This window comes from Aestuariivirga sp., from assembly GCF_020252395.1.
Classification (GTDB): Bacteria; Pseudomonadota; Alphaproteobacteria; order Rhizobiales; family Aestuariivirgaceae; genus Aestuariivirga.
Genome location: NZ_JADCDB010000041.1, coordinates 1 through 23,136, shown reverse-complemented (window position 1 = coordinate 23,136; position 23,136 = coordinate 1). Strand labels below are relative to the sequence as shown.

General features: G+C 65.0%; 21 protein-coding genes, 1 tRNA gene and 1 pseudogene. 16 read left to right on the top strand and 7 right to left on the bottom strand.

All coding sequences use genetic code 11. The annotated features are described in order from the left end of the window. Together IOC82_RS16485 and secG are read right to left on the bottom strand one after the other, a co-directional pair. Positions 1-1,629 (bottom strand): CTP synthase, encoded by a 1,629-nt coding sequence (locus IOC82_RS16485; protein WP_290547293.1) that lies wholly within the window; start codon positions 1,627-1,629, stop codon positions 1-3. Positions 1,630-1,718: 89 nt separating this feature from the next. Further along, on the bottom strand, positions 1,719-2,099 hold the full coding sequence (gene secG, locus IOC82_RS16480; protein ID WP_290547292.1) for a preprotein translocase subunit SecG: 381 nt from the start codon (positions 2,097-2,099) through the stop codon (positions 1,719-1,721). Between secG and IOC82_RS16475 the strand changes: the two genes are divergently transcribed. Beyond that, on the top strand, positions 2,086-2,349 hold the full coding sequence (locus tag IOC82_RS16475; RefSeq protein ID WP_290547291.1) for a hypothetical protein: 264 nt from the start codon (positions 2,086-2,088) through the stop codon (positions 2,347-2,349). The two genes, secG and IOC82_RS16475, sit on opposite strands and share 14 nt — an antisense overlap. 12 nt (positions 2,350-2,361) lie before the next feature. Here IOC82_RS16475 and IOC82_RS16470 read toward each other — a convergent pair whose 3' ends face one another. Both IOC82_RS16470 and tpiA read right to left on the bottom strand, forming a co-directional pair. Then, a complete protein-coding gene (locus IOC82_RS16470) occupies positions 2,362-2,829 on the bottom strand; it encodes an L-2-amino-thiazoline-4-carboxylic acid hydrolase (protein WP_290547290.1) in 468 nt (155 codons plus the stop codon). Beyond that, on the bottom strand, positions 2,829-3,587 hold the full coding sequence (tpiA, locus tag IOC82_RS16465; protein WP_290547289.1) for a triose-phosphate isomerase: 759 nt from the start codon (positions 3,585-3,587) through the stop codon (positions 2,829-2,831). Before tpiA ends, IOC82_RS16470 begins: the two co-directional genes overlap by 1 nt. Positions 3,588-3,717: 130 nt before the next feature. Between tpiA and IOC82_RS16460 the strand changes: the two genes are divergently transcribed. The 13 genes from IOC82_RS16460 (at position 3,718) to IOC82_RS16400 (ending at position 18,805) form a co-directional block, all read left to right on the top strand. Continuing rightward, positions 3,718-5,604, top strand: coding sequence for a peptidylprolyl isomerase (locus IOC82_RS16460; RefSeq protein ID WP_290547288.1), 1,887 nt, complete (start codon positions 3,718-3,720; stop codon positions 5,602-5,604). Positions 5,605-5,633: 29 nt separating this feature from the next. Further along, positions 5,634-7,151: an anthranilate synthase component I gene (trpE, locus tag IOC82_RS16455; protein ID WP_290547287.1), complete on the top strand. Its 1,518-nt coding sequence runs from the start codon at positions 5,634-5,636 to the stop codon at positions 7,149-7,151. Next, the gene (locus IOC82_RS16450) at positions 7,148-7,720 is read left to right on the top strand and encodes an aminodeoxychorismate/anthranilate synthase component II (protein WP_290547286.1); all 573 of its coding nucleotides are present in this window, start codon (positions 7,148-7,150) and stop codon (positions 7,718-7,720) included. The genes trpE and IOC82_RS16450 overlap by 4 nt, the downstream gene beginning before the upstream one ends. Continuing rightward, the gene (gene trpD / locus IOC82_RS16445) at positions 7,720-8,733 is read left to right on the top strand and encodes an anthranilate phosphoribosyltransferase (protein ID WP_290547285.1); all 1,014 of its coding nucleotides are present in this window, start codon (positions 7,720-7,722) and stop codon (positions 8,731-8,733) included. The genes IOC82_RS16450 and trpD overlap by 1 nt, the downstream gene beginning before the upstream one ends. Then, positions 8,733-9,527: an indole-3-glycerol phosphate synthase TrpC gene (gene trpC, locus IOC82_RS16440; protein WP_290547284.1), complete on the top strand. Its 795-nt coding sequence runs from the start codon at positions 8,733-8,735 to the stop codon at positions 9,525-9,527. Before trpD ends, trpC begins: the two co-directional genes overlap by 1 nt. Further along, positions 9,524-10,000, top strand: coding sequence for a cyclic pyranopterin monophosphate synthase MoaC (gene moaC / locus IOC82_RS16435; RefSeq protein ID WP_290547283.1), 477 nt, complete (start codon positions 9,524-9,526; stop codon positions 9,998-10,000). The genes trpC and moaC overlap by 4 nt, the downstream gene beginning before the upstream one ends. Before the next feature lie 4 nt (positions 10,001-10,004). Next, complete coding sequence (gene glp / locus IOC82_RS16430; RefSeq protein ID WP_290547282.1) at positions 10,005-11,210, top strand: gephyrin-like molybdotransferase Glp; 1,206 nt, start codon at positions 10,005-10,007, stop codon at positions 11,208-11,210. A gap of 104 nt (positions 11,211-11,314) precedes the next feature. Next, the gene (gene lexA / locus IOC82_RS16425; RefSeq protein ID WP_290547281.1) at positions 11,315-12,022 is read left to right on the top strand and encodes a transcriptional repressor LexA; all 708 of its coding nucleotides are present in this window, start codon (positions 11,315-11,317) and stop codon (positions 12,020-12,022) included. 80 nt (positions 12,023-12,102) lie between these two features. Next, the gene (locus IOC82_RS16420) at positions 12,103-12,717 is read left to right on the top strand and encodes a glutathione S-transferase N-terminal domain-containing protein (RefSeq protein ID WP_290547280.1); all 615 of its coding nucleotides are present in this window, start codon (positions 12,103-12,105) and stop codon (positions 12,715-12,717) included. Positions 12,718-12,769: 52 nt separating this feature from the next. Beyond that, positions 12,770-13,981: an FAD-dependent monooxygenase gene (locus IOC82_RS16415; protein WP_290547279.1), complete on the top strand. Its 1,212-nt coding sequence runs from the start codon at positions 12,770-12,772 to the stop codon at positions 13,979-13,981. Positions 13,982-14,066: 85 nt separating this feature from the next. Further along, on the top strand, positions 14,067-14,405 hold the full coding sequence (gene hspQ / locus IOC82_RS16410) for a heat shock protein HspQ (RefSeq protein WP_290547278.1): 339 nt from the start codon (positions 14,067-14,069) through the stop codon (positions 14,403-14,405). 132 nt (positions 14,406-14,537) lie between these two features. Beyond that, positions 14,538-15,674, top strand: coding sequence for an efflux RND transporter periplasmic adaptor subunit (locus IOC82_RS16405; protein WP_290547277.1), 1,137 nt, complete (start codon positions 14,538-14,540; stop codon positions 15,672-15,674). Between the two features lie 5 nt (positions 15,675-15,679). Then, positions 15,680-18,805, top strand: coding sequence for an efflux RND transporter permease subunit (locus IOC82_RS16400; protein WP_290547276.1), 3,126 nt, complete (start codon positions 15,680-15,682; stop codon positions 18,803-18,805). 3 nt (positions 18,806-18,808) lie between these two features. Here the strand turns inward: IOC82_RS16400 and IOC82_RS16395 are convergent, their stop codons facing one another. The 3 genes from IOC82_RS16395 to glmU all read right to left on the bottom strand — a co-directional run bounded on the left by IOC82_RS16395 (position 18,809) and on the right by glmU (position 22,734). Continuing rightward, positions 18,809-19,420, bottom strand: coding sequence for a methyltransferase domain-containing protein (locus IOC82_RS16395; RefSeq protein WP_290547275.1), 612 nt, complete (start codon positions 19,418-19,420; stop codon positions 18,809-18,811). A 126-nt stretch (positions 19,421-19,546) separates the two neighbouring features. Further along, positions 19,547-21,373, bottom strand: coding sequence for a glutamine--fructose-6-phosphate transaminase (isomerizing) (glmS, locus tag IOC82_RS16390; protein WP_290547274.1), 1,827 nt, complete (start codon positions 21,371-21,373; stop codon positions 19,547-19,549). Between the two features lie 11 nt (positions 21,374-21,384). Next, positions 21,385-22,734 (bottom strand): bifunctional UDP-N-acetylglucosamine diphosphorylase/glucosamine-1-phosphate N-acetyltransferase GlmU, encoded by a 1,350-nt coding sequence (gene glmU, locus IOC82_RS16385; RefSeq protein ID WP_290547273.1) that lies wholly within the window; start codon positions 22,732-22,734, stop codon positions 21,385-21,387. A gap of 151 nt (positions 22,735-22,885) precedes the next feature. Here glmU and IOC82_RS16380 point away from each other — a divergent pair. Both IOC82_RS16380 and IOC82_RS16375 read left to right on the top strand, forming a co-directional pair. After that, positions 22,886-22,960 (top strand) — tRNA-Lys (locus tag IOC82_RS16380). A 29-nt stretch (positions 22,961-22,989) separates the two neighbouring features. Next, positions 22,990-23,136 (top strand): annotated as a pseudogene (locus IOC82_RS16375) (transposase); the annotation flags it as partial.

The following is a 23,136-nucleotide window of genomic DNA, read 5'->3' as shown; positions in this document are numbered from 1 at the left end:
CTAGACCAGCCGGCTCTGTTCGACCGCCGCCGCAATGAAGGAAGAGAACAGCGGATGCGGATCGAAGGGCTTGGACTTCAGTTCCGGATGATACTGCACGCCGATGAACCACGGATGGTCCGGGTATTCGACCGTCTCGGGCAGCAACCCGTCGGGCGACATGCCGGCAAAGAGCAGGCCTGCCCTTTCCAGCCGGCCGCGGTAGTGGGTGTTCACCTCGTAGCGGTGGCGGTGGCGCTCGGAAATGTGGGTCGCGCCATAGATCCCGGCAATCTTGCTGCCAGGCTTCAGCTCCGCGTCGAAGGCGCCGAGCCGCATGGTGCCGCCAAGGTCGCCGCCCTGCTTGCGGATTTCGAGCTCATTGCCCTTCATCCACTCTGTCATGGCGCCGACCACGGGTTCCTTCGTTTCGCCGAACTCGGTGGAGCTGGCGCCCTCGATGCCGCACAGCGAGCGCGCCGCCTCGATGCAGGCCATCTGCATGCCGAAGCAGATACCGAAATACGGTACCTTGCGCGTCCTCGCGAAGGTTGCAGCCTTGATCTTGCCCTCGGACCCTCGCTCGCCGAAGCCGCCGGGAACGAGGATGCCGTGCACGGCCTCAAGATAGGGTGCGGGGTCTTCCTTTTCGAAGATCTCCGACTCGATCCAGTCGAGGTTGACCTTCACCTTGTTGGCGATGCCGCCATGGACGAGCGCTTCCTGCAGCGACTTGTAGGCATCGAGCAGCCCTGTGTACTTGCCCACCACCGCGATGTTCACCTCGCCTTCGGGCTGGGTGATGCGGTTCATGATCTCCGTCCACTGCGAGAGATCGGGCGCGCGCACGTCCTTGAAGCCGAAAGTATCGAGGACTTCCCTGTCGAGGCCCTCGTTGTGATAGGCGCGCGGCACGTCGTAGATCGATTTGACGTCCAGCGCCTGGATGACGGCCGACGGGCGCACATTGCAGAAGAGCGCAATCTTGCGGCGCTCGTTCACCGGAATCTCGCGGTCGGCCCGGCAGAGCAGAATGTCAGGCTGGATGCCGATCGAACGCAGCTCCTTCACCGAATGCTGGGTGGGCTTGGTCTTCAATTCGCCCGCCGTCGGGATGAAGGGCAGCAGGGTGAGGTGGATGTAGAGGCAGTCGCCTCGCGGCTGCTCCTGCCCGAACTGGCGGATCGCTTCGAAGAACGGCAGGCCCTCGATGTCGCCCACCGTGCCGCCGATCTCAACCAGCACGAAATCATAGCCCTCATTGCCGCTGCGGATAAACTCCTTGATGGCATCGGTGACATGCGGGATCACTTGCACCGTGCCGCCGAGGAAGTCGCCGCGCCGCTCCCTTGCTATAATCTCCTGGTAGATGCGGCCCGTCGTGATGTTGTCCTGCTTATTGGCGTGGCGCCCGGTGAAGCGCTCATAATGGCCGAGGTCGAGGTCGGTCTCGGCCCCGTCATCGGTGACGAAGACCTCGCCATGCTGGTAAGGGCTCATGGTGCCCGGGTCGACGTTCAAGTAGGGGTCGAGTTTCCTGAGCCTCACGGTGAAGCCGCGGGCCTGCAGCAGGGCGCCCAGCGCCGCCGATGCCAGACCTTTTCCGAGTGAGGAGACCACGCCGCCGGTGATGAAAATATATCGCGCCATGGACCTTCACCCTATCTTCTTCAAATCACGTTTTAAAGCCCGGAAACGGAGTTTCCGGGCCGTGTGGATAACTAAACGGGTGCGCGCCCTTACGGGTTGACTGGAACCTGCGGCTGGGCCGGTTCGGCGGGTGCAAGCTTGGGCAGCAGGCTGCTGTCGCCCGCCCCTTGTGCCGGCGCCACCGGCTGGGTTCCGGTTGCCGCCGGCGGCGCCACAGTGTCGATCACCGAGCCGGAGCCGCGGTGGGTGGCGATCACGGTGAGCGCGATCGAGGTGCAGAAAAAGGCCACCGCCAGCCAGGCCGTGGTGCGCGTCAGCGCATTGCCGGCGCCGCGCGCCGTGAACAGGTTGCCCGCCGAACCGCCGCCGCCGCCGATGCCAAGTGCGCCGCCCTCGGAGCGCTGCAGCATCACCACCCCGATCAGCGCCAGCGCGACGATGAGATGAATCACGAGAATGACGGTTTCCATGGGTGTTCCGCGACTTTCCGATCGAATAGCGGGTGGGCTTTACCTGCTTCATATGGGGAAAGCAACCGGCAGCGGCCAAGGCTTGCAACCCCCGAAGCAGGGTCAGAAGGTGACGAAGGCAGAAACAGAGGCCCCGGCCATTGCGCGTCTGCAGGCCTTGTGGTCTTCGCCGGAACATGCCCCGCGCAAAACCCTGCGCCAGAATTCATCGGCCTGCCGGATCGAGACGGCCGAGGGCTACTCGCCTTGAGCTTCTATAGATTTAGGCTGATTTGTATTTGTAACGGAAGGTGCAGCAGGGAGCACCCTCCATGATGGTCTGCTTGCGCTCCAGCGTGATGTTGGGGTCATAGCCTTCACAGAAGGTGCCGTCGCGGTTGCAGGACAGGAGGTGACCGATCTTGCCCAGCCCCATTTCCTTATACGTCTCGGCATAGCGGCAGCGGGTGATGTCGAAGTCGAAGGAGGCGTCATCGGCCTTCAGCACCTCCATCTCCAGCGCCCCGTCTGCCGTCCAGTTGTCGTATAGCCTGATGAAATCGGCCATGGACGTCTGGCCGCCGGTCTTCCCGGCGAAATACTTGCCCTCAGCCACCGCGGCCTTGCGGATGGCGGAGTCGAGGATGGCGGCCGCCTTTTCCTCGCCGAGCTGCTCCACCATCTCGGCATAGATCGGCCCGATGACCTCGGCCTGCAGCCTGCGCTTCGTTAAAGTAGGGATTTCAGACATTACGCGAACACCTTGATAATCCCAAGGAAATCAGATGCCTTGAGGCTCGCCCCACCGACCAGTGCGCCGTTCACGTTGGGCTGGCTCATCAGCTCCCCGGCGTTGGACGGCTTGACCGAGCCGCCATAGAGGATGCGCACCGCTGCACCGTCATTTCCCATCAGCCCGGAGAGTTCCTGACGGATGAGAGCGTGGACTTCGGCCACTTCCGCCGTTGTGGGGGTGAGCCCGGTTCCGATAGCCCAGACCGGCTCATAGGCGATCACCGTATCGGACGCGGACGAACCTTCCGGGAGGGAGCCTTTGAGCTGGCGGGCGACCAAGTCCAGCGTCCTGCCCGCTTTCCGCTCCTCCAGCGTCTCGCCGATGCAGATGATGGCCTTCATGCCCGACTTCTGCGCGGCCCTGGCCTTCTTCGCCACGATCTCGTCGGTTTCGCCATGGTTGGTGCGGCGCTCGGAATGACCGACGATGACGGCAGTGCAGCCCGCCTCCTTCAGCATGTCCGCCGAAATGTCGCCGGTATGGGCGCCGGACGCGGACCAGTGGCAGTCCTGGCCGCCGACCTTGATCTTGGAACCTTTCAGCACCGACTTCACCCGGCGGACCAGAATCGCCGGCGGGCAGACCATCACGTCGGCCTTCAGCTTCACGTCCTTGAGCATGGCGGCAAGGAGGCGCGGCTCCTTCAACATCGCCAGGCTGCCGTTCATCTTCCAATTTCCGGCGACCAGCGGCCGCGGCCCTTCGCTTGCCATGATTGACTGCTCTCACTCCTTTGCGAAACAGACTCTTAGCAGACGCATCCCCCGCTTGCGAGGGGGTGTTCGCCTACCTATAGTGCTGTGCAACCGCCGAGGTCCGGCAATTTCAGAGGGACGTTCCGACATGATGGATTCCATGCGCAAAGCCGCCAAGGGTTGGGTGGCGAAGCTCCTCATCGGCCTGCTGGCCGTGAGCTTCGGCGTGTGGGGCATCGCCGACGTGTTCCGTTTCGGTTCGTCCGGCGGGCTTGCCACCGTCGGCAGCCAGAAGGTAACCGCCGAGGAATATGACAAGGCCTTTCGGGACCGGCTGCAGGACATCGCCCGCCAGACCGGCCAGGGCATCACGCCCGAGCAGGCGCGCGCCTTCGGCATCGACAAGGGCGTGCTGACCTTTTTGATCCAGGGCGCGGCGCTGGACGACGAGGCCGCCAAGCTGAAGCTCGGCGTGTCCGACCAGTTCCTGGCCACCTACATGATGGCCAATCCGGCCTTCCTCGATTCGGCCGGCAAGTTCGACGCTGGCCGCTTCAAGCAGGCTCTGGCGCAAAACGGCTACAGCGAATCGACCTTTTTCGCGGAGGAGCGCAAGCGCATGCTGCGCGGGGCACTGACCGGCACGGCCGCCGCCGGCGCGGCCCCCGGCGGCGGCCTGATCGAGGCCCAGTACCGCTATGAGAACGAACAGCGCGATGCGCGCTATTTCACGGTCACCACCGCCGACAGCGAAGTGGCAGCCCCCACCGCCGACGAGATCAAGAAGGAATATGACGCCGATCCAGCCGCTTACACCGCGCCCGAATACCGCTCGATCGCCATCATGAAGGCGGAACCCGCCGACATCGCCGCCAGGATCACGCTCACCGGCCAGGACCTCGCCGACGGCTATGCCAAGCACAAGGCCGAGTATTTCTCGCCCGAGAAGCGCACCGTGCTGCAGATCACCTTCCCCAGCCTCGCCGAAGCCGAGGCCGCCAAGGCCAAGCTGGCGGCCGGCGCCGATTTTCTGGCGCTGGCCAGGGAGCGCGGCTTCACCGAGGCCGACGCCACCTTCGCTGGCAAGACCAAGGCCGACTTTATCGACCCGGCCATTGCCGATGCCGCCTTCGCGCTGCAAGAGGGCACGGTGAGCGACCCGATCAAGGGCACGCTGTCCACCGCACTCCTCAAGGTGGTGAAGATCGAGCCGGAACACCAGGCGACACTCGACGAGGTGAAGCCGCAGCTTTCCGAACGCGTCAAGATGGACCAGGCGATGGAGCAGATCCAGTCCACCTATGAAGCGGTGGAAGACGCGCGCGCCGCCCAGACCAAATTCGAGGACATTGCCGCCAAGGCCGGCATTCCCTTCATCCTGATCACCGGGACCGACGCCCGGGGCAACGACAAGGCGGGCAAGCCCATCGACATTCCGCATGCGGCGGAGGTGCTGCAGGCCAGCTTCTCCAGCGACGTCGGCGTCGAGAATGACGCGATCCCGCTCGACAACGGCTACGTCTGGTACGAGGTGCGCGAAGTCGTGCCAGCGGCGCTGAAACCCTTCGACCAGGTGAAGGACCAGGCCCGTGCCGCGGTGATCGCCGCCAAGGTCAAAGCCGCCTCGGAAGACAAGGCCAGGAAGCTGGTGGAGCGCGCCAGGTCCGGCGCCAGCCTCGACGGCCTCGCCAAGGAAGCCAATGCCCAGGTGCAGACCGCCCAGGGGCTGAAGCGCGGCGAGGCGGGCGCCGGCTTCGGGCCCGCCGCCGTCCGCGCGCTGTTCTCCGTGCCGGACAGCGGCTTCGCCTATGCTGTCGAGCCTGACGGCAAGGGCGCGCGCGTGATGCAGTCGGCGCCGGTTCTGCTGCCGCCCTTCGACCCCAATTCGCCCGATGCGAAGAGCATCGCCGAAAGGCTCAAGCCGGAGATGGCCGACGCCATGCTCACGGCCTATCTCAACGCACTGCAGAGCCAGGTGGGGGTCAGCATCAACGAGGCCCTCTGGCAACAGGTTGCGGGACAGCAGACGAACTGAGCCCGTGACCCACTTGCCGGAACAGCTCCATGATCATTTCCCCCGATTACGACAGCTTCGCCCACGCCTATGACCGCGGCGAAGCGCAGATCGTATCGACCAGGCTCGTTGCCGACCTCGAAACCCCCGTTTCGGCCAAGCTGAAGCTTGCCCGCAACGCGCGCTATTCCTTCTTGCTCGAGTCCGTCGAGGGCGGTGCGGTCCGCGGCCGCTACTCGATCATCGGGCTCAACCCGGACCTGATCTGGAAGGTCGAGAACGGCAAGGCCCAGATAAACCGCAAGGCCGCGCTCGATCCTGACGGCTTCTTCGAGGACACCGGCCTCCACCCGCTGCCGTCGCTGCGGGCACTGCTCGCCGAGAGCCGCATCAAGCTCGCGGAGGATGCACCCCCCATGGCCGCCGGCGTCTTCGGCTACATGGGCTATGACATGGTGCGCCTCATGGAGGAGCTGCCGGAGCCCAACCCTGATACGCTGGGCCTGCCGGACTCGATGATGATCCGGCCCACCGTCATGGCGATCTTCGACAGCGTGAGGGACGAGGTGACGGTCACCTCCCCCGTCTACCCTGCCCCCGGCGTCTCGGCGAAGGCGGCCTATGCGCGGGCCAGCGAGCGCATCGGCGAGGTGGTCGACGCACTCGACCGTCCGCTCGATCTCTCGCTCAAGGAGACGGACCTCTCGCCCATCGGCAACCCGCGCTCCAACGCCAGCCCAGAGGAATACAAGGCGATGGTGCTGAAGGCGAAGGAGTACATCGCGGCGGGCGACATCTTCCAGGTGGTGCTGTCGCAGCGCTTCGAGACCGACTTCACGCTGCCACCCTTCGCGCTCTACCGCTCGCTGCGCCGGGTAAACCCATCGCCCTTTCTCTACTACCTCGACTTCGACCGCTTTTCGGTGATCGGCTCCAGCCCCGAAATCCTGGTGCGCGTGCGCGATGGCAAGGTGACGATCCGCCCGATCGCCGGCACGCGCCGGCGCGGCGCAACACCGGCGGAAGACCGGGCACTCGCCGCCGAGCTTCTGGCAGACCCCAAGGAGCGCTCCGAGCATTTGATGCTGCTCGACCTCGGGAGGAACGACGTGGGCCGCGTCGCCGACATCGGTTCGATCAAGGTCACTGACCAGTTCATTCTCGAATACTACAGCCAGGTGATGCACATCGTGTCGAACGTCGAGGGCAAGCTCTCGAACAAGTATGACGCGATCGACGCGCTGGTGGCGGGCTTTCCGGCTGGCACCGTCTCGGGTGCGCCCAAGGTGCGCGCCATGGAGATCATCGACGAGGTCGAAAAGAACAAGCGCGGCGTCTATGCGGGCTGCGTGGGTTACTTCTCCGCCGGCGGGGAAATGGACACCTGCATTGTGCTGCGCACGGCAATCGTCAAGGACGGCAAGATGTATGTCCAGGCTGGAGCGGGCGTCGTCGCCGACAGCGTGCCTGAGTCCGAGCACCAGGAATGCGTGAACAAGGCCAAGGCGCTGTTCCGCGCCGCGGAGGAAGCGGTTCGCTTCGCCGGCCGGGCCGGGAGGGCGCAATGATCATCCTCATCGACAATTACGACAGCTTCACCTGGAACCTCTATCACGTACTGGGCGACATCGGCGCCGAGACGGTGGTCCACCGCAACGACAAGATCGGCGTCGGCCAGGTGATCTCGGCCAAGCCGGAGGCCATCGTCATCTCGCCCGGCCCCGCCACGCCGGACGAAGCGGGCATCTGCCTTGAGTTGATCGAGAAAGCCTCGGAGACGATCCCCGTCTTCGGCGTCTGCCTCGGCCTCCAGTCCATGGGCCAGGCCTTTGGCGGCAAGGTGGTGCGTGCGCCTTCGCAAATGCACGGCAAGACCAGCCAGATCCGCCACACCAGCCAGGGCGTGTTCAAGGGCCTGCCGCAGGACTTCACCGCCACGCGCTATCATTCCCTCGTCGTCGAGCGTGACAGCCTGCCGGACTGCCTCGAAGTGACTGCCGAGGCCGACGGGCTCATCATGGGCCTGCAGCACAGGACGCGGAACGTGCATGGCGTGCAGTTCCATCCGGAGTCGATTGCCTCCGAGCATGGCCACATGATCCTCAAGAACTTCCTCGAACTGGCGAGGGCCCGCTGATGGCTGAACTGAAACCCCTGATCGCCAAGGTCGCGGCCGGAACGCCGCTCACACGCGCCGAAGCGCGCGAGGCCTTCGACGTGATGATGTCGGGCGATGCGACGCCCTCGCAGATCGGCGGCTTCCTCATGGCACTGCGCGTGCGCGGCGAAACGGTGGACGAGATCACCGGGGCCGTCGAGATCATGCGCGAGAGGATGCTGCCAGTGGAAGCCCCCGCCGGCGCCATCGACATCGTCGGCACCGGGGGCGATGCCTCGGGCTCCTACAACATCTCCACCTGCGCGGCCTTCGTTGCCGCCGGCGCGGGGCTGAAGGTGGCCAAGCACGGCAACCGCGCCCTGTCGTCGCGTTCGGGCGCCGCCGACGTGCTGATGGCGCTGGGAGTCAAGATCGATGTTCCGCCCGGAAAAATTTCCGAATGCATTGCGGAGGCGGGCCTCGGCTTCATGTTCGCGCCGTCTCACCACTCGTCGATGAAGTTCGTCGGCCCCTCGCGCGTCGAGCTCGGCACGCGGACCATCTTCAATTTGCTGGGTCCCCTGTCCAATCCGGCCGGCGCCAAGCGGCAGGTAACCGGCGTATTCTCGAAACAGTGGGTGGAGCCGCTCGCTCAGGTGTTGCAGAACCTCGGCTGCGAGGCCTGCTGGATCTGCCACGGCGAAGGCGGCATGGACGAGATCGTGCCCACCGGCACGACATGGATCTCCGAACTCAAGAACGGCAAGATCACATCCTTCACCCTCACGCCGGAGGAAGCGGGCCTCGCCCGCTCGTCCGCCGACGACCTGAAAGGCGGCGACGCCGGGCACAATGCCGATGCGCTTCGCCACGTGCTGGCCGGCAAACCTTCCGCCTTCCGCGACGCCGCGGTGATGACGGCGGCGGCCGCTCTCGTTGTGGCGGGCCGCGAGCCCGGCCTCAAGCAGGCTGTGGCTGCCGCGCAAACGGCGATCGACAGCGGTGCGGCGGAAGCCGCTCTCACCAGGCTCATCAAGGTATCGAACGGCTGATGGCAACCATTCTCGACAAGATCGCCGCCTACAAGCGCGAGGAAGTGGCGAAGGCAAAGACCCTCACCGCGCTCTCCGAGCTGGAAGCGCGCGCCAAGGCCGCCCCGCCGGTGCGCGGCTTCGCCAGGGCGCTCGACGCCAAGGCAGCGGCGGGCCAGTGGGGCCTCATCGCCGAGATCAAGAAAGCGAGCCCCTCCAAGGGCCTCATCCGCGCCGGCTTCGATCCGCCGGCGCTGGCCAGGGCCTATGAGGCCGGTGGCGCAGCTTGCCTTTCCGTACTCACCGACACGCCGTCCTTTCAGGGCGCCCCCGAATTCCTCACCGCAGCCCGCGCCGCCTGCGCGCTCCCCACGCTCCGCAAGGACTTCATGCTCGACACCTGGCAGGTGGTGGAGGCGCGCGCCTGGGGCGGCGACTGCATCCTGCTCATCATGGCGATGATCGGCGACACGCTCGCCGCCGAGCTCGAAAGTGCAGCCGGGCACTGGGGCCTCGACGTGCTGATCGAAGTCCATGACGAGCCGGAGCTGGAACGCGCCCTGAAACTCCGCTCGCCGCTCATCGGCATCAACAACCGCAACCTGCACACCTTCGAAACCACGCTTGAAACCACCGAGCGGCTCGCCCCGCTGATCCCGAAGGGCCGCACCGTGGTGGGCGAGAGCGGGCTGTTCACGCCGCACGATCTGGCGAGGCTGGCGCGCTCCGGCGTCAACGCCTTCCTGATCGGCGAAAGCCTGATGCGCCAGCAGGACGTGACCGCCGCCACCCGCGCCATTCTGGAAAAACCATGAGCCGCCTCACCCATCTCGACGCCGACGGCAACGCCCACATGGTGGACGTCTCCGAAAAGCATGTCACCAGCCGCACGGCTACTGCGAAGGCGCTTGTCGAATTGCAACCCGCGACGCTTGCGCTTATCCTCGAGGGCAAGGCCAAGAAGGGCGACGTCATCGCCACCGCCCGCATCGCCGGCATCATGGCGGCCAAGAAGACGCATGAGCTGATCCCGCTCTGCCACCCGCTGGCGGTGACCAGGGTGACGGTAGAGTTCACGCCGGACGAAGCCGCGTCCGCCATCCATGTCGAAGCCACCGTGAAGGTCGACGGCAAGACCGGCGTCGAAATGGAAGCCCTCACCGCCTGCGCCGTCGCCTGCCTCACGCTCTACGACATGCTGAAAGCGGCAGACCGCGGCATGAAGATCACCAACCTCCGGCTTGTGGAAAAGACCGGCGGCAAGTCCGGACATTTCACGGCGGAGTAAGGCCATGGCGCTCATCCCCGTCGACGAGGCGCGTACGCGCATCCTGAAGGGTGTGAAGCCGCTGCCTGCGGAGATCGTGAAACTCGACCAGGCGCTGGGCCGCGTGCTCGCCAAACCGCTGAAGGCGGCGCGCAACCAGCCGCCATTCGATGCCTCGGCCATGGATGGCTATGCCGTGATGGCGGCGGATGTCGTAAATGCACCCGCCACGCTCAAGCTCATGGGCCTCTCCGCCGCCGGCCACGGCTTCAAGGGCCGCGTCAGGCCAGGGCAATGCGTGCGGATCTTCACCGGGGCGCCGGTGCCGCCGGGCGCTGATACGGTGGCGATCCAGGAGAACGCAAAACCGCTGGACGGCGGCCGCGTCGAGATCCTCCAGGCCGCCCGGCAGGGCCAGAATGTGCGGGTGCGCGGCCTCGATTTCCGGCGCGGCGAGGCGCTGCTGCCGAAGGGCCTCCGGCTCAACGCCCGTGACATGGCACTGGCCGCCGCCGCCAATGCCGGGACGGTGGCGGCGGTGCGGCGGCCGCGCATCGCCATCCTCGCCACCGGCGATGAGCTGGTGGCGCCGGGCGGGCGGCCCAAGCGGGATCAGATCGTTTCTTCCAACAGCCACGCGCTGGCCGCCATGGCGCGGCTGTTCGGGGCGGAGGCCGTCAGTCTCGGCATCGTCGCCGACAATCCGAAAGCCACCGAGCGCGCCATCGCGAAAGCGGCGAAGGCCGACATCCTCGTCACCACCGGCGGCGCCTCGGTGGGCGATCATGACTATGTACAGGAGGCGCTGAAGAACTCCGGCGTGAAGATCGGCTTCTGGAAGATCGCCATGCGGCCGGGCAAGCCCTTCATGTATGGACGCCGCGGGGGCCAGCACGTGCTGGGCCTTCCCGGCAACCCGGTTTCCGCCCTCGTCTGCGCGCGCCTGTTCCTCAAGCCCCTCATCGATGCGCTGCTTGGGCTTCCCGCCAGCGATGACCTCACCGAGGCTCGCCTCGGCGCGCCAATGAAGGAGAACGACAGCCGGCAGGACTATGTCCGCGCCACGCTGGTGGAGGCTGCGGACGGCAGCCGCACCGTCACCCCCTTCGCCAGGCAGGATTCCGCGATGCAGCGCACCTTCCGCGAGGCCCAGGCGCTGATCGTCAGGCCACCCTTCGCCAAAGTGGCAGGCCAGGGTGACGTCGTGAAAATCTTACGTCTGGACTTCTGAACAGTTACGGAAAGTAAACACTTGCAGAACTAAAAGGGTACGGATATCTTTGTTTTGGATTTGTTCCGATTCCGGACAACGAGCCCTAGCGAAAGACCAGACCCATGCTGACGCGGAAGCAACTCGAACTCCTCCTGTTCATCAATGAACGATTGAAGGAGGAAGGCGTTCCCCCCTCCTTCGAGGAAATGAAGGAAGCCCTCAACCTGCAGTCCAAATCCGGCGTCCACCGCCTGATCGTGGCGCTGGAGGAGCGCGGCTTCCTGCGCCGCATGCCCAACCGGGCCCGCGCGCTGGAAGTGCTGAAGCTCCCCGATGCCCATTCGCCCAGCCTCACGCCGAAGAAGGCTCCGGGCTTCACGCCCAACGTCATCCAGGGCAATCTTGGCCGCGTCAAGCCGGTCTCCGCCACCAATGACGGCGCGCCCAAAGCCGCTGTCGTGCCGCTGATGGGACGCATCGCGGCGGGCGTTCCGGTCTCGGCCATCCAGGATCACACGGCCAACATCGCCGTGCCGCCGGAAATGCTCTCGGGCGGCGAGCATTTCGCGCTCGAGGTCAAGGGCGACTCGATGATCGAGGCCGGCATCTTCGACGGCGACACGGTCATCATCCGCAAGGGCGACACCGCGCACAACGGCGACATCATCGTGGCCCTCGTCGACGACGAGGAGGCAACCCTGAAGCGCCTGCGCCGCAAGGGCGACTCGGTGGCGCTGGAAGCCGCCAACCCATCCTATGAGACCCGCATTTTCGGGCCTGACAGAGTGCGCGTGCAGGGCCGCCTCATCGGCCTTCTCCGTAAATATTGAGAACATCCCGCCGCCCCTTGGAAGCGGCGGGATCTTCGCCTAGCCTCTGGCCTCCACAGTCTTGCGAGGAGTGCTGCAACATGAAGATTTACGGCGACCTGATTTCCCCCTTCGTCCGCATGTCCGTTGTCGCCGCCCATGAGGTGGGATTGGGTGACAAGGTGCAGCACATCGTGGAGCCGGTGAAGCCCACCGAGGTCAACGCCAAGCTCGCGAGCCTCTCCCCCATCGGCAAGATACCGGTTCTGGAGACCGGCCATGGCCATGGCGTCTATGACTCCCGCGTGATCATCGAATATCTCGCCCACGCCGCCGGCAACACCAATCTCATCCCGCACGAGCCCGCCAAGCGCTTCCGTGTGCTGACATTGCAGGCGCTGGGCCAGGGGCTGGCCGATGCCGCCGTCGCCTACCGTTATGAGACCGCTGCCCGCCCCAAGGGCTTGCAGTGGGAGGACTGGATGGCCCGCACCGAGACGCGCCTTCACGCAAGCTTCGACGAACTCGAGGCCAACTGGATGGACCTCCTGCAGGACGTCAACGCAGGCTCTATCGCGGTGGCCGTCACCCTCGCCTACATCGACTTCCGCCTGCCCGATCTTCACTGGCGCAACGGCCACCCCAAGCTCGGCCACTGGCATGCGCATTTCTCCGGCCGCGACAGTATGAAAGCGACCTCGATCGCCAACCGCTGACTGCGGCGAAAGCGCCCTTGCACCCGGTTCCGCGGAAGCCCATTTTCGCGCCATGAGCGAATTCGATGCGATCGTGACCGGGGCCGGCCCCGCCGGGCTGTCCGCCGCCTGCCTTCTGGCGCTGGACGGCCGCCGCGTGGCGCTGGTGGCGAAGGATCACGCGGACGCAACGGACCCGCGCACCGTGGCCCTCATGCTGCCCTCGATTCGGCTTCTCATGCATCTGGGCCTCTGGCCTGGACAATTGAAGGAGGCGACCCAACCGCTGCGCAAGCTGCGCCTCATCGATGACACGGGCTCGCTGTTCAAGGCGCCCACCATCACCTTCGACCCGGCTGAACTCGGCGAGGAGGCCTTCGGCTGGAACTTCCCACTCGGTATTCTCATCACTGCCCTCTTCTCCCGTGCCCAGGAGCTGGGCGTCACTTTCACGGGCGCCGATGCGGCCTCCGTGCACACAGGCGCCGGCTCCGTCTCCGTCACCACCACCGATGGTCAGCGCCTCACCGCGCGCGTGGCGCTCGCTGCAGATGGCCGCAATTCTCTCCTGCGCGAGGCAGCCGGCATCCGCACCAACCGCTGGAGCTATGACCAGACGGCGCTGGCCACCAGCTTCACGCATTCGGGACCCCATGACGGCATCTCGACCGAACACCACAAGACGGCGGGCCCCTTTACCACCGTTCCGATGCCGGGCAATCGCTCCGCACTGGTCTGGATGGAACGCCCGGCCCGCGCCGCGGAGTTGATGGAACTGTCCGGCCGCGAACTCGCCGCCGAGATCCAGATCGGCGCACATGGCGCACTCGGCCTCGTCTCCGATATTGGCGCGCGCCGCCTTTTCCCCATGCAGGGGCTGGTGGCGAGGGACTTTGCGCGCAACCGCATCATGCTCATCGGCGAGGCCGCGCACGTCGTGCCGCCCATCGGCGCCCAGGGCCTCAACATGTCGCTGCGCGATGCCGCTGAGGCCGCCGGCCTGATGGAAGGCGAGGACGATCCCGGAGCGCCCGCCATCCTGGCGGATTACGACGCCATGCGCCGGCGCGACGTGCAGCCGCGCCAGCAGGTGATCGACCTGATGAACCGCTCCTTGCTGTCAGGCTTCATGGCGCTGGAGACCGGCCGCGCCATGGGGCTGACGCTGCTCTCCCAATTCGGCCCCCTCCGCCGCGCCGCGATGCAATATGGGCTGGCGCCGTCATCGAATCTGCCGCGCGCGATGCGTGCCGCCCCGTCTGGGCCTGCCCGATTGGCAAATTAGGACGGCGAGGACCGTTGGAAGCAACCGGCGGGCAAACCGGGCACAGCCTCTTGCCTTCGGCCGCTATCCTTGGCAAGCAGGGGCGATGGGCTACGCTTCGACCGCGAAATTCTCTATCGGCCAGGTTGTGCGCCACCGGCTGTTCCCATTCCGTGGCGTCATCTTCGACGTCGACCCGGTGTTCAACAACACGGAGGAATGGTGGAACGCGATCCCGGAGGAAATCCGCCCCCGCAAGGACCAGCCCTTCTATCACCTGCTCGCCGAGAACGATGAGACGGAATACGTCGCCTATGTCTCCGAACAGAACCTGCTTGTCGATGACACCGGCGAACCCGTGCGCCACCCACAGGTGCGCGACTACTTCGCCGGTTACGACAGCCGTAGAAAGAGCTACCGCCCGAAGGACATGCAGCATCACTAGCCGGCCGCCACTCTCCGCCGGCACTCATTCCCGCGAAGGCAGATGAAGCCGGGCCTTCACAATCGCGTGCTTTCTTTCACGGGGCTGAGGCCTTAATCAAACAGGCAGCGGATTCTCTGACAGAGGGGCGACATGGCAATCTCGGCACGCGGCGCAGGACTTGGCGTCATGCTTCTCCTCTTCGGCCTGCTCACCGGCTGTGACGATGGTTCCAAGCAGCAGCAGGCCGCCGCCCCTGCCCCCATCCCCGCCGTCACCGTGGTCAAGGTCGAGGCCAAGGACCTGCGGCCGGCAGTCAGTTTCTCCGCCCGTGTCGAGGCGCTCCACAAGGTGGACCTGCGCGCGCGGATCGAAGGCTATCTGGACACGCAGAACTTCACCGAAGGTGCGGATGTCAAGACGGGTGACCTGCTCTTTGTGATCGAGCAGGAACCCTATCAGGCCAAGGTCTCCGCCGCCGAGGCCGCTGTGGCCGTGGCCAGGGCCCGCCTTGACCGCACGGAGATCGAACTCGCCCGCCAGACCACGCTGGTGAGCAAGGAAGCCTCCGCCCAGACCAAGCTTGACGATGCCCGCACCGCGCGCAATGAGGCCAAAGGGCAGTATGACAAGCTGATGGCCGAGCTGGACCAGGCCAAGCTTCAGCTCTCCTACACCGAGATCCACGCGCCCATCGATGGCCGTATCGGCAAGTCGCTGCTCTCCGTGGGCAGCTTCGTCAGCCCGCAGAGCGGCACGCTCGCCACCATCGTCCAGCAGGACCCGATCGGCGTCACCTTCCCGGTGAGTCAGCGCGACCTTCTCGCGGTGAAGGAGGAAATGGGCGATAATGCCCGTCTGCGCGATTACACCGTCTATGTCGAGATCGGCAAGGGAAAACGCTACGAGTATCCCGGCAAAGTCGACTTCCTCGACGTTGCCGTGAACACCGGCACCGATGCCGTCAACGTGCGCGCCACCTTCCCCAACCCGCAAGGCAGGCTGGTCGATGGCCAGCTGGTCACGGCCACAATCGAGTCCTCATCAGCCGAACCAACGCTGGTCGTGCCTGTCAACGCCATCCAGATCGACCAGTCCGGCCCCTTCGTGCTGATCGTCAATTCCGAGAAGAAGATCGAGGTCAAGCGGGTCGAGCTACTGCGGCAGGACGCCAATTTCATCGCCATCGCCAAGGGCCTCTCGGCGGGCGAGCTGGTGGTCACCGAAGGCGTGCAGAAGGTGAGGCCCGGACAGGCCGTGGACGTCACCGAAGTGAAGCCGGAGGCGTAAACGGCATGTTTTCCTCGATCTTCATCGGCCGCCCCCGTCTCGCGGCCGTCATCTCGCTCGTCATCACCATCGCCGGCTTCGTGGCGATGACGCAGATTCCGGTTGCCCAGTTCCCGGACATCGTGCCGCCGCAGGTGCAGGTCACCGCGAGTTATGCTGGCGCCTCCGCCGAGGTCGTCGAAAGCACCGTGGGTCAGCCCATCGAATCCCGCGTGGTCGGCGTCGACAACATGCTCTACATGAAGTCCACGAGCGGGAATGACGGCAGTTACACCCTCACCATCACCTTCGCGGTGGGCACCGACCCCGACCTCAACACCGTCAATGTCCAGAACCGCGTGAAGCTCGCGGAGGCGCAACTCCCACAGGAGGTCCGCGCCCAGGGCGTCAGCGTGATGAAAAAGTCCTCCGCCATTCTGCAAATGGTGGCCTTCACCTCGACAGATCCCAAGCAGGACCAGCTGTTCCTGTCCAACTACGTCACCATAAACCTGCTCGACCGGCTGAAGCGCGTACGCGGTGTGGGCGACGTGAGCCTGCTCACCCCCACTGACTATTCGATGCGCATCTGGGTCGATCCGCAGCGCCTGATCGACTATCGGATGATGCCGGCCGACATCATCAATGCGCTGAAGAAGCAGAACGTGCAGGCCGCCATCGGCCGCATCGGGTCCGCCCCGTCGCTGCCCGACCAGGCCTTTCAGCTGTCAATCCAGGCCCAGGGCCGCCTCACCACGCCGGAGGAATTCGGCAATGTCGTCATCCGCGCCACCGAAGGCGGCTCCTTCGTAAGGCTCAAGGACGTGGCCCGCGTCGAACTCGGCGCGCGCCTGATGGAAACGCTGGGCCGGCAGGACGGTCTGCCCGCCGCCGTCATCGGCGTCTATCAGGCCCCCGGCGGCAACGCGCTCGCCAGTGCCGAAGCCGTCGACGCTCTCCTTGAGGAGGCCAAGGCTAATTTTCCCGAAGGCATGAGCTACAAGGTCACCTATGACACCACAAAATTCGTGGAGGAAAGCATCCACGAGGTCGTGAAGACCCTGCTCGAGGCCTTCGCGCTGGTGGTCATCGTTGTGTTCCTGTTCCTTGGGTCAGTCCGCGCTACCATTATTCCGCTCATCGCCGTGCCGGTCTCCCTTATCGGCACCTTCGCCGTCATGATGGCGCTGGGCTTCTCCGCCAACACCGTGTCGCTGCTGGCGCTCGTGCTGGCCATCGGCATTGTGGTGGACGACGCCATCGTGGTGGTCGAGGCGGTCGAGGCCAAGATGGAGGAAGACCCCAACATCACGCCGAAGGAAGCCGCTCGCCAAGCCATGGGCGAAATCACGGCACCCATCATCGCCATCACCCTCGTGCTTATGTCGGTCTTCGTGCCGGTGGCCTTCATCCCCGGCATCTCCGGCGAGCTGTTCAAGCAGTTCGCCGTGGTCGTCACCGTCTCGATGACGATCTCGGCGCTCAATGCGCTGACACTTTCGCCCGCGCTATGCGGCGTGCTGCTCAAGAACAGCCATGGCCCCAAGCGCTTCCCGATGGGGCATATCCTCGGCGGCATCAACATGGCGCGCGATGGCTATGCCGCCGTCGTCAAGCGCCTCGTCCGCATGGCTTTCATCGGCCTCATCGCGCTCGCGGTGATTTTCCCGGTGACGGGCTGGCTGTTCAAGGTCACGCCCTCGGGCTTCCTCCCCGCCGAGGACCAGGGCGCAATCTTCGGCGAAGTGGTGCTGCCGGAGGGCTCCTCTGTCAACGTCACCGAGGCGGTGGCCAGGCAGGTCTCCGACTTGGCTGGGCAGGAAGCGGGCGTTGCCGGCGTCATGACGGTCGTGGGCTACTCCATGCTCGATGGCCAGGTGAAGTCGAACGCGGCGTTGCTTGTGCTGACGCTCGATCCCTTCGCCCAGCGCAGCGATCCGTCGCTCAACGTCAACGCCATCATCGGCAGACTGCTGGCCAAGGGCCAGGCGATTAAGCAGGCCAACGTTGTTTTCTACAACCTGCCGCCCATCATCGGGCTCGGCACCGGCTCGGGTTTCGAATTCCAGCTTCAGGATTTCTCCGGCTCGCCCCCGCGTGAACTGGCGGCCGTCGCCCGCGGCCTGGTTTTTGCCGCCAACCAGAATCCGCAGTTGGGCCGCGTCTTCACCACCTTCTCCGCCAACACGCCGCAGCTCTTCCTCGACATCGACCGCGACAAGGTCCAGACGCTGGGCGTCGATCTCTCCGACGTTTTCGCCACGCTGCAGGCCGTGCTCGGCGGGTCCTACGTCAACGACTTCAACCTCTTCGGCCGCACCTGGCAGGTGACGGTTCAGGGCGAGGCGGTGGACCGCGCCAAGATCGACGACATCTACCGCATCTCGGTGCGGAACAAGGAGGGCGAGATGGTCTCGATGCGCTCCTTCGCCGAGGCGCGGCTCATCCTTGCCCCGCAGTCCATCACGCGCTTCAACAACGTGCGGAGCGCCACCATCAACGGCAGCCCTGCCCCGGGCTTCAGCTCTGGCCAGGCTATTGCCGCCATGGAACAAGTGGCATCCGTCTCGCTACCCAGGGGCTTCGGCTATGAGTGGACGGGCACCGCGCTGCAGGAAAAGGAGGCGAGCGGCAAGACGGCGATGATCCTCGGACTCGCTGTGCTCTTCGCCTATCTCTTCCTCGTCGGACTCTATGAAAGCTGGTCTATCCCCATCGCGGTCCTGCTCTCTGTGTCGGCAGGCGTCATGGGCTCGCTGCTGGCGATCAAGGTCTCGGGTCTCTCCAACAATCTCTACGCCCAGATCGGCCTCGTGGTGTTGATTGCGCTTGCCGCGAAGAATGGCATCCTTATCGTCGAGTTCGCCATGGAGGCCAGACGGAAGGGCAAGAGCATCATGGATGCGGCCACCACCGGCGCCAAGGAGCGCTTCCGCGCGGTGATGATGACGAGCTTCGCCTTCATCGCCGGACTCGTGCCGCTGGTCTTCGCGGAAGGCGCGGGCATGCTCAGCCGCCGTGGCGTGGGCACCACCGTCTTCGGCGGCATGATCGGCGCCTCGGTGCTCGGCATCTTCCTCATTCCGCTGCTCTACGTCACCTTTCAGTGGATGCGCGAGACGGCGAGGGGACATCCCCGCGGCAAGGAATGAGGATCACCGCTGGCCGGCCCAAGACGCGGGCGCGGAGGCAATCTTGGTTGGGGGGCGCCGCGTCAAGCGGTAGACCGCTGCCGGCGGCACGTTCATCATCGCGCGCCCGACGAATGTGGCGCGAAGTCCCAGCCGGTCAAGAACCGGCCTCGGCACGGGGCATCTCATGCCGTAGGAAAACTGATAAAGCGCGCCCCCGGGGCGCAGCTGCCTGAACGTCCCCGCGAGAATCTTCACGATCTTGCGAGTGGACATGTTCAACAGCGGAAGACCGCTGATCGCGGCTCCAGCTCCGCCGCACGCGTAGAGCCGCACCGATGCCAGGCCCGCGGCATCCATGCAGAGCACGCGCGCCCGCGGCAAGCGCTCTTGCAGCAGTTTGACGAACTCTGGGCCGCTTTCAACGAGAGTGAGATCTTCCTCGCGGACGCCCCGCTGGATCAGGCGGGAGCTGAAGGCGCCCGTCCCCGGTCCAAGCTCGAGGATCGGTGCAGTCGCAGCCGTGCAATCCCGTGTCATGAGATTGGCGAGCGCAGCGCCAGAGGGCGCCACGGCGCCGACCCGCTGCGGAGACGTGATCCATGAGTTGAGGAAAAACAGACGATCACCGCGCATCTCAGACCCGACACCTCTCTAACGCCTGGCGAACCGCCCGGCCGCAGGAGAATCATCAGCCCGCATTGCTTGGACATTGCCGGATCGCGCCTTGCCGCGCTTGGCGTAGCGTCAGCTGCGGAACTGTCACTCGACGGTAACGGACTTCGCAAGGTTCCGCGGCTGGTCCACGTCGGTGCCGATGAAAACCGCCGCGTGATAGGCGAGGAGCTGCACCGGAACCGCATAGAGCAGCGGGCTGACGAAGGGGTTTGCCCTTGGCACGCGGATGGTGCGGAAGGCCTTGTGCCCGTTGTCCTTCATGCTGTCGCCGTCCGTCAGCAGCACGATCTTGCCGCCGCGCGCCGCAACCTCCTCCATGTTGGAAATCGTCTTGTCGTAAAGCTCGTCATGCGGCGCAATGACGATCACCGGCACGTTCTCGTCAATCAGCGCAATCGGCCCATGCTTCAGCTCCCCCGCCGCATAGCCCTCGGCATGAATGTAGGAAATCTCCTTCAGCTTCAGCGCACCTTCCAGCGCGATCGGATAATTGAGTCCGCGCCCCAGGAACAGCACGTCACGCGCATTGGCAATCTCCCGGGCAATGTCCGCAATGTGCTTCTCATCCTTCAGGATCTCGGTCATCTGCCGCGGGGCCATGATCAGCGCCGCGACCAGCTCCTTCTCCTGCTCGACGGTGACCGTTCCTCGCATCTTGCCGGCCAGGATGGCGAGGCACGCAAGCGCTGCCAGCTGACAGGTGAAGGCCTTGGTGGAGGCCACACCGATTTCGGGGCCGGCATAGGTGCGCAACACCATATCGCTTTCGCGTGCAATGGTCGACTCAGGCACATTGACAATGGCCAGCGTGTGCTGCCCCTGCTGCTTGCAATAACGCAGGGCTGCCAGCGTATCCGCGGTCTCGCCTGACTGCGACACGACGATGGCCAGCCCCTTCTTCGGCAGCGGCGCCTCGCGGTAGCGGAACTCGGAGGCGATATCGACTTCGGCCGGCAGCCGCGCGATGCGCTCGAACCAGTATTTGGCGGTGAGCCCCGCATATGAGGCCGTCCCGCAGGCGGTGATGGTGACGCGGTCGAGGGCCGCGAAATCGAAGGGCAGCTTCTCCTGCGCGCGCACCGTGCCTTCCGCGAAGTCGACATATTCCGCCAGCGTGTGGCCGATGACCTCGGGCTGCTCTTCGATCTCCTTGGCCATGAAGTGCCGGTGGTTGCCCTTGTCCACCAGCATGGCCGAGGCCTGGCTGAAGCTCATCGGCCGCTTTACCGGCTTGCCCTGGGCATCATAGATATCAACTGAGTTATGCGTTAGCACCGCCCAGTCGCCATCCTCGAGATAGGTGATGCGGTTGGTGAAGGGAGAGAGCGCAATAGCGTCGCTGCCCACGAACATCTCGCCGTCACCATGGCCGATGGCCAGCGGCGGGCCGTTGCGTGCGGCGATCATCAGGCCGTTCTCGCCCTTAAACAGGATGGCCAGCGCGAAAGCGCCATGGAGCCGCGCCAGCACCGCCTTCACGGCCGCGCGCGGCGCATGTCCGCGCCGCAACTCGCGCGACAGGAGTTGCGCTACGACTTCCGTGTCCGTCTGGGTGGCGAACACCGCACCGTCCGCAATCAGCTCATCCTTGAGCGGACGGAAGTTCTCGATGATGCCGTTATGCACCACCACCACGTCCCCCACGGTGTGCGGATGCGCGTTGGTCTCGGTGACGCCGCCATGCGTCGCCCAGCGCGTGTGGCCGATGCCAGAGGCGCCCTCCAGCGGCTCGCGCGCCAGAAGGGTGGCGAGGTTCTTGAGCTTGCCCACGGCACGGCGGCGCTCGATCCCGTTGGGCGTCAGCGTGGCGACACCGGCGGAGTCATAACCGCGATACTCGAGCCGCCGCAGCGCCTCGACGATTTTGTCCGCCACGGGTTCCTTGCCAAGAATGCCGACGATGCCGCACATGAATTCTGATCCTATTTGTTCCGCTCGGCCTTGCGGGCTGCCTTCATGTCGCGATAGCGCTTTGCCCAGCCTTCGCGCAGCTCCAATTCCGCGCGCGTCATGGCCAAAGCGTCGGGAGGAACATTGCGCGTGATGACGCTGCCCGCCGCGATCGATGCGCCGTCCCCGACGCTGACCGGGGCGACGAACGCCGTGTTGGAACCGACGAAGACGTTCTCGCCGATATCCGTGAGGTGTTTCTCGAAGCCATCGTAGTTGCAGGTGATGGTCCCGGCTCCGACGTTGGTCCTCGCCCCCACCCGCGCGTCGCCGATATAGGTCAGGTGATTGGCCTTGGCCCCCTTGCCGATCGCCGCCTTCTTCACCTCGACGAAATTGCCGATATGGACCTCTTCGCCAATATCGGCGCCAGGGCGCAGCCGTGCATAGGGGCCGATGCGGGCGCCCACCGCAACCCGCGCCCCCTCGATATGGGAAAAGGCAAGAATCTCGACACCGCCGCCGATCTCTACACCGGGTCCGAACACCACATTCGGTTCGATCACCACATCCTGCCCGATCACCGTGTCGGCCGAGAAGAACACCGTCTCCGGCGCCACCAGCGTGGCGCCATTGAGCATGTGGCGGCGGCGGTAGGTCTGCTGCAGCGCCGACTCGATGGCAGCGAGTTGAATGCGGTCGTTGACGCCTGCCACCTCCTGCTCAGCGCAAGTGGCAAGCCGGCAGGCCGCGCCCGCCGCGGCGGCCAGTTCCACCAGATCGGTGAGGTAATACTCACCCTTGGCATTGGCATTACCGAGCTTCGGCAAGAGCGACCAGAGCAAGGCGGAGTCAATGGCCATGATTCCCGAATTGCACAGGCGGATGGCGCGCTCCGCCGGGCTGGCATCAAGCTCCTCGCGGATCTTCACTACATGGCCGGAGGCATCCTGCACCAGGCGGCCATAACCGTGGGGGTTAGCGGCCTCGAAACCCAGCAGCGCCATGCCGGCGCCCACAAGACCAGCGAGCTTCCGCAGGCTCTCCGTGGCGACCAAGGGAACGTCGCCGTAAAGAATAAGCACGGTTCCCGAAAAGTCCTGCAGGGCGTCCCGCGCCATGGACACCGCATGGCCGGTCCCCAGCCTCTCCACCTGCACGGCCTTCCGGGCATCCGGGAAGACCCATTGCGCCTCGCGCGACACAGCCTCCATATCCGGACCCACGACGACGACGGCTTCACGCGGCTCCAGCTCCCGCGCGGCATGAAGCACATGACCGAGCAGGCTGCGGCCAGCCGCCCTGTGCAAGACTTTGGGAAGGTCGGATTTCATCCGCGTGCCCTTGCCCGCGGCGAGGACGATAATCGCGATATCCGTCATCCCAGTTCCGGCCGTTTGGAGATTCTCATGTGTTTCCGCTAGCATGTCGCCAGCCTTGAGGCGATAGCAAGGGCATTTGCAAATCAGTTGACCGCCCCCCATCCCCCCCTCTATGTTCCGCATCTATCCGCCAGGTCTTGTGCCCGGCTGTGGGCCCGTAGCTCAGCGGTAGAGCATCTGACTTTTAATCAGAGGGTCTCGGGTTCGAACCCCGACGGGCTCACCAATATACTTAGATACTTAGAGTGAATTTTCGTCTACAAGGGCAGCTGCTTCCCGGGCTTTCTCGACCCCCGGCGCATGGCCGAGAAGGCGCTCACCGCCGTCATCCAGGAAGCCTATGTGCAGGGGATATCGACCCGCTCGGTCGACGATCTGGTGAAAGCCATGGGGATGAGCGGC